The 6,351-nt window shown below is 61.6% G+C and carries 7 protein-coding genes and 2 pseudogenes; 3 read left to right on the forward strand and 6 right to left on the reverse strand.

The genetic code is table 11. The annotated features are described in order from the left end of the window. A partial coding sequence (locus XBLMG947_RS20470) for a PIN domain-containing protein (RefSeq protein WP_139074468.1) occupies positions 1–220 on the reverse strand: 220 nt, incomplete at its 3' end. A gap of 247 nt (positions 221–467) precedes the next feature. On the opposite strand from XBLMG947_RS20470, the pseudogene XBLMG947_RS24240 reads away from it, so the two are divergent. From XBLMG947_RS24240 to XBLMG947_RS20485, 3 genes and pseudogenes are all read left to right on the forward strand, one after another. After that, a pseudogene (locus XBLMG947_RS24240) lies at positions 468–701 on the forward strand (hypothetical protein); the annotation flags it as partial. Between the two features lie 264 nt (positions 702–965). Continuing rightward, complete coding sequence (xopH, locus tag XBLMG947_RS23995; protein ID WP_083993307.1) at positions 966–2,114, forward strand: type III secretion system effector XopH; 1,149 nt, start codon at positions 966–968, stop codon at positions 2,112–2,114. A gap of 59 nt (positions 2,115–2,173) precedes the next feature. Continuing rightward, positions 2,174–2,416 (forward strand): annotated as a pseudogene (locus tag XBLMG947_RS20485) (hypothetical protein); the annotation flags it as partial. A 746-nt stretch (positions 2,417–3,162) separates the two neighbouring features. Here XBLMG947_RS20485 and XBLMG947_RS20490 read toward each other — a convergent pair. From XBLMG947_RS20490 to trbJ, 5 genes are all read right to left on the reverse strand, one after another. Next, positions 3,163–3,393 (reverse strand): type I toxin-antitoxin system ptaRNA1 family toxin, encoded by a 231-nt coding sequence (locus XBLMG947_RS20490; RefSeq protein ID WP_065470363.1) that lies wholly within the window; start codon positions 3,391–3,393, stop codon positions 3,163–3,165. Positions 3,394–3,455: 62 nt separating this feature from the next. Continuing rightward, positions 3,456–3,728 carry a hypothetical protein gene (locus tag XBLMG947_RS20495; protein ID WP_245228286.1) on the reverse strand — a complete coding sequence of 91 codons (273 nt, stop codon included), beginning with the start codon at positions 3,726–3,728 and terminating at the stop codon, positions 3,456–3,458. 2 nt (positions 3,729–3,730) lie between these two features. Beyond that, positions 3,731–5,311, reverse strand: coding sequence for a P-type conjugative transfer protein TrbL (trbL, locus tag XBLMG947_RS20500; protein ID WP_065470365.1), 1,581 nt, complete (start codon positions 5,309–5,311; stop codon positions 3,731–3,733). Continuing rightward, the gene (trbK, locus tag XBLMG947_RS20505; RefSeq protein ID WP_065470366.1) at positions 5,308–5,577 is read right to left on the reverse strand and encodes an entry exclusion lipoprotein TrbK; all 270 of its coding nucleotides are present in this window, start codon (positions 5,575–5,577) and stop codon (positions 5,308–5,310) included. Before trbK ends, trbL begins: the two co-directional genes overlap by 4 nt. 15 nt (positions 5,578–5,592) lie before the next feature. Beyond that, on the reverse strand, positions 5,593–6,351 hold a 759-nt coding region (gene trbJ, locus XBLMG947_RS20510), incomplete at its 5' end, for a P-type conjugative transfer protein TrbJ (protein ID WP_065470367.1).

Consider the following 6,351-nt stretch of genomic DNA (forward strand, 5'->3'; position numbering starts at 1 on the left):
CCCTGGGCGTATCAGAGGCCTGCTTGTGGGTCGCAAACCTGCCCAGCGCCGGCGCTGTGAAATACCGGACATGCAGCAGGTCGGTGGTCGGATCTTGGTCATGCAGGAGGCGATCAAAGGGTGCAACGACATCAAGCCACTTGAATGCGGTCCCACGGATGCGCCCGTAGTACAGGTTGTAGCCATCGATGTAGACGGCGGTCGCTTTGGCGCTTGTCACAAACGGGCTTCCTGCGGACATGAAAAAACCGCCTTGCGGCGGTTTTTTCGTCCCAAGCCGTTACCCAACTGAATGAGGCGACAAAGGAGGAGTGGTGCGGCTAGCCTAACGGATGCGGCACAGCTGTGCAACAAAAACTGCCTATCAGCGCGACAGGCAAAACCCCTTGCAGCTGTCGGCGCCGCGCCAGTGCGTGGAATCTCGCGTTATGTGCGCCTCCGGCCTCGCGCCGATAGTGCTTGCACGGCAGGTGCAAAAGCAACTGAGCGGCCAGCGCGACGAGGCGCGCGTGATTGCCAGCCTGGACACCGCCGCCGCCCAGCTGCTGGCGCTGGGCGTGACGGTGTTCGAAGTGCTGCAAGCCCGCACGCACCGCTGGGGCCGGCGCATGACCTCACCACCCAAAAGGACGCACCCGCTATGCCCCAGGACCGCTACGGAATCACATTCAACGACGCGCCAGCACCCTTGTGGGTGCTAGCACTGCCGAGCGCAGAAAACCGCCACCAAGCGACACGGATGGCCGGAACTGGCGGTGGCTGCGCCTGGATCGCATCACGCAAGTAATGACGGGACTTGCGACTGGCCATCCCGCCGACGAGAGCGCCGAGTACATGCTGACCATCACCGCATGCCGACCCCGCTGTTCGCGTATAACGCCAAAATTTCATCATGCAGGAATCGAGCTGTTCGACAAGATACGTATTATAAAAATAACTATTAATTTTTAAAGGCGGTAATTTAGATGCCTAAACCCATCTCTCTTGCCGTTACGTCCGTTGTGACACCCGGCGACAAGGCCGATGTTTTTAGCGACCATTCTCCGGTTGATCGCAGCGGAGAATCAAATCACGCCGAGTGCTTATCCACTGCGGAGTTCAGCGGCCTTACGAGGCGAAGCAAGCGGACTGCGTCAAAACCCTCCGACTCACCGAGTGCGGTGTCGCCTCGGTCGAGCGCTGAGCGCCGTTCGCAGCTCGTCCAGAAATTTAGTGACCCATTGCAACTTCCGCCACGGCCTTCGTTGGCTCCCGTTCTGCAATACGACAGAAGCCCAGGAGGCGGAGAGAACTTTCGCACATCGGATGAGTTTGAACTGCCCGAACACTGTAACCCCACGGGCTGGAAAGACCTACATGTGTCTGGCAGTGCGAGTATCGCTTCGATCGAGCAAATCACTAGGCTAAGGCCGTCGACGGAGAGTCCGGTGATCGTACTGGACGTTCGCGAGGAGTCTCATGCCATTGTTGGAGGATATCCGGGTACCTGGCGGGTGCCCAACAACTGGGCCAATGTTGGGAAGTCGCGTGAAGAAGTATTGACAGACGAGCATGAGAGGATCAATGCCCTAAAAGAGCAAGAGACGGTGCAGATACTTCACCGCAAAGACGTCAAAAACAATGTCGAAAATCCGCGTGCGGTGACCTTAACCAGGCCACCCATTTTTAGCGAAGAAGAACTTGTAAAAATGGCCGGCGCAAGATACATGCGCTTGACGGTCACTGACCATCTCGGACCGCGCGCGGAAGACGTGGATGCGTTTATTGCGATGGAACGGGACATGGAAATTCACGAGAAGCTGCACGTTCACTGTGGTGTGGGTCAGGGCCGTACGGGTATCTTCATTGCCATGCACGATATTCTGCACAATGCCACGATGGTGTCATTGGACGACATCATAAATCGGCAACTCGCGTTCAATCCCGGTCGCGCCCTGGATTTCCATAAAGACGTCGCCCACGAAGGACGTTCAAACTTCCGCAATGATCGGCTGGAGTTCATTGCGCTCTTCTATCAATATGCCAATTCGAATCCGAAAGGGCAGCCCTTGCTATGGTCCGAATGGCTGAAGAGTCAACATGAGGGTCGGCAGGATTCGTATAAAAACATTTAATTACAGTGGGTTAGCTCACTTTTGGCTGTTTTTTTTTACACGAATCCCTGCCGACCCTTATGGTGCGCGTGGGCCAGGCCGAGAAGCAACTGACTGGCCAGCGCGGCGAGCCACGCGTGTTTGCCAGCCTGGACACCGCCGCCACCCAGCTGCTGGCGCTGGGCGTGATGGTGTTCGAGGTGCTGCCGGCCAACTACGTGCGCGCCCCTAAGGTCTACCGACGCGGCCGCCCGGCCGCGCTAAAGGAGTTGGCCAAGATCAAGCGCCAGAGCAAACCCGCCCGCACCGCCGGTGCCGGCGCATGAGCGTCACCACATCAATGTGCCCAGGCACCGGGAGTCTGTTGTGATCGAGCGAGCGCATGCACACGTCCAGCTAACCGACACCTACGACTTGCGCGCCACCCTTGCCGGGCGTGAGGTGGCATTGTTTGCCGGCCACCGCGCTCCGCAGCGCCGGCTCGACCAGATCCTGAGCACCTATTACACGCTGGCCCTGCGGCCCTGCCTGACTTCACGCCTGACGAATGGGCCGCGCTCGCTGCGATATTCGACAACGATGCCGAGGGTCGGCAGGGATTCGTGTAAAAGCCCTTTGCTGACAGAGGGTTAGCTCAATTTTGGCTGTTTTTTAATTGAGTCGCCGAATTAGCTGGAAGTCACATCGGCCGAGGCGATCAGCACCTTCCTGGCCGAAACCGAGGCCACAGCCGACTCGGCCTATATCGAACACGCACAGGCCGTCGCAGCGCGGGCAAAGGCCATGCGCCATTCCTGGCGGTGCTGCAGCTCGACGTGCGCCGTCCCCGGTGCGCTGGATCTCATCGCTAGAAACGACGGTGCGAGATCCACGCCAAGGGAGAAGGCCAGAGCGGCCGTCATCGTCCGATCTGCCGATGCTCGAGCACACCGGCTCGCATCGCCGGCTTTGACGATGCAGGCCCAGAAACGACAAGGGCGGCTTGATAGCCGCCCTTGCTGTCTCTGGTGGGTTAGTCGAATTGGTAAGAAGAACAAGAAGATTCTTATTCTTCTTACCGGCCGTGAGACTACGCGGTATGCAGGGATTGCCGTACCGCGTCCAGGGCCTCGCGGAAATCGTCCTGCGTCGCCTGCCCCGTCTCTGCCTGGTAGAACACGACCATGAAAGCGTTTGCCACGGCCTCGGCGAGCGGGCCGAGCTGCCGCGCCGCGTCCTGGTCGAGCCAGTCGAGCGCGGCGAGCTGCAAGGCTGCATGATGAACGGCCTGCTTTGCATTGGTAGGATTCAGGGTTGCCATGATTCACCTCTCTAACGGGTGGATTGTGGAAGTGTCGGCTGGCCCCACGCCGGCCGGCGCGCTTATCGGCTGCCGGTGCCGTAGAAGCCGGCGGCCTCGGCCAGCGGCGTGCTTCTCGCGCCGCCGCTGTAGTCACTGGCATTGCCGCTCACCTTGACCGCCGGCTTGGCGGCCTCGATGACGGCCTGGGCAGGGCGATTCACGAAGGCGGTGACTTCCGCCTCGTGGCCGGCATCGGTCGATTGATCGCCGACTGGCTCAAACTCCACCGAATGCGCCTGGCGCTGCTCGGCAGCGGCAACGTCCAGGCAGTCGAAAAATCCTCTCGGCGTCATCGTCATACCTCCTTGTCGCGGTTGGCGAACGCGCCCACTTCATCATCAGGATCAGCAGCGGCCGAATCGACCCCTGCCAGGCTGTTGCCGCCGAAGCTGGGCACATCCTCGGCCGCCTGGTCCGTCTGGCTGCTCGCCCGGATCGCGGCGGCGATCTTCCCGCCGGTGGTGTCGGCGATGCGTTCGGCGGCGGCGTCGCGGATGCTGGCCGCCTTGGCCTTCGCAACGTCGCCAATGCCTTGCACCAGGTTCGCAGCCGTCGCAGCGACAATACCTCCCGCACCTCGGCCGGCTTGGCCGCCAGCGCCGCCGCCATCGCCATCGCCATCGCCACCACCCTTCGAGCTGGAGCCAGCTTTGTCACCGCCCCTCAACTCGCCGCCGCTGCCCAAACTGCTGGAGCTTCCCGAGTTGTAAAAGCCGGCAGCCTGGCCGAGCGGCGTACTTGTGCCGGCACTGGAACCGCCGCCACCAAAGCCCGCCGCCTGCGCGAACGATCCAGCATCGGAATCACCGCCAGCAACACCACCAAACATGGGCACTCCGCCCGATTCGGCACCGGCGCTAGACCCCGCTTTCTCGAACGCTGCCTTGATCGCCGACATGCCGCCAGTGGCCGAAGCCGCGCCACCCATCACGGCCGCACCGGTCACGCTTGCCGCACCGGCGGCCATGCTCGCGGCACCCATAGCTGCACCGATGGCAGCGCCTGCGCCGAAGTTGCCGATGCCACCCGCGCTACCAATACCCGAGCCGGTAATGATGCCGGCGACCAGAGGGGGGACACGATTGACCAGCATGAGCAGCGCCACGCAGAAAACCAGCATCACGCCCAGCTCTTCAAAGTTCAGCGTGCCGGTGTTCATCCTGGCGTAGAAACTGGAAAGCAGGTCGTTCCCGATGCCGACCAGGAGCACCATCGTCATGATCTGCACGGCCACGCCCAGCACGGTCTTGTAGTAGTTGATCGCCATGTCAGACGTCCACCGCGAGCCACCGAAGCCGAGGAAGAAGATGCCGGCGTACATCAACAGCCAGCCCGAGACGAGCAGCAGCATATTCACGGCGACAACTGCCAGCAGGATCAGGATGCCGACGCTCAAGGCCACACCGATGAAGCTATCCACGGGCGACCAGATCGACGAGTTTGTGAATGCCTGCTTCAAGATCATGAAGCCGATATCCACGATGCCCGAGGGTGTCACCGACGTCACCCCTGACGCCTGCTCACCGATCCGGGCCAACGACTGGATGATCGAGTTGGCGAAGGCCGGGCCGTTGCGCAGCAGCCAGAGGAAGAAGCCGAAGAACAGAATGAAGCGGATGAACTCGGCGAAGAACTCGCCAATGTCCGCATTGCGCAGCGCCATGAAGCCGAACGTGAAAACCAGAGAGATCGTGCCCAGCGTCCAAAACAGGAACATCGCGGCATTCATCACCACCGTCTGCCAGGACGTGGCCCGCGTGGCGAACTCCGTCACTACCTGGTCAAGCATCCCCTGATTGGTGAGCTGGGCCGATGCGGCGGTGGAGTAGAGCGCGAGAACGGCACCGATCAGCGCCGCCTTGTGCAGTGCTTTCATGGCTTCGCCCCCTTCTGGTCTTTCGGGTCGGCCAGTTCGAGCCAGTTCATGGGCTTCTCGGTCGGCGCGATGCCGCCGGCGGCCGGCGACCGGCGCGAGCACAGCCCGGCGAATTTCTCGCGCGTGGCCCTGTCCTCGATCTTCTTGATCGCCTCGATCTGGCAATTGGTGTCATTGACCTCTGGCATGGGCGGGATGGCCGGCTTGTTGTCGCAGCCGGCCACCAGCACCACCACGAGGCCGGCAAGCAGCATCGTTTTCTTCATGTTGCAGGGCCTCCGTCAGCGAGTCAGTTCGAGCCAGTTTCTTGGGTTGGCCGTGCGCTCGATCCTGGATTCCCTGGAAGTCGCGCCGGCGGCCTGCTGTTGCGCCTCTAGGTCGGCCTGCGCCTGCATCCTGGCGGTCGCGGCGTTCTGCTGTGCGATCAGCAGGCCACGGATTTGCAGAAGCTGGTTTGCCTGGTTGGCGGCGAGCTGGTTGGCGTAGCCGATGGCCTGCATCTGCCCGGTCGCGCCCTGCGCGGCGGACTGGAGCCGTTCGAGCTGGCGAGCATCGGCGGAAAGGTTGCGCTGCTGTTGCTCCAGGCCCTTGAAAAGCGCGTCGTTCGCCTTCTTCTGACTCTCGCTCGCCAGGCTGCGGTTTTGCTCCATCGCGGCGCGCTCGGCATCCGAGCACCCGGCGGCCGAGAAGCACGGCGAACCACGGTAGTAGGCCACGTCCTGGAACTTGCCCAGGTACGCATCGACGCTGCCGAGCTGATTCCGGTAGTAGTTCAGCGTGTCGGTGGCGGCCATCAATCCGTTGATGGTGGACTGCGCCTGATCCCAGATATACGCGGCCGGGGCCATCGTGTTTTGCAGCATGTTTTCGTATTGCTGCAACTGGGTCTGGTACTGCTCAATCTGCTTGAGCGTCTGCGCCACCGACTCGATGGCCGTCATGACGTTTTGTACCAGGTTGCCGCCGTCGATGACGGGGATGCCTGCCTGCGCCGGGGTGATGATGATGCTGCCGGCCAGAGCGGCGGCGAGCGCGGTTTT

Origin of the sequence: Xanthomonas bromi, from assembly GCF_900092025.1 — a bacterium.
Lineage (GTDB): Bacteria > Pseudomonadota > Gammaproteobacteria > Xanthomonadales > Xanthomonadaceae > Xanthomonas > Xanthomonas bromi.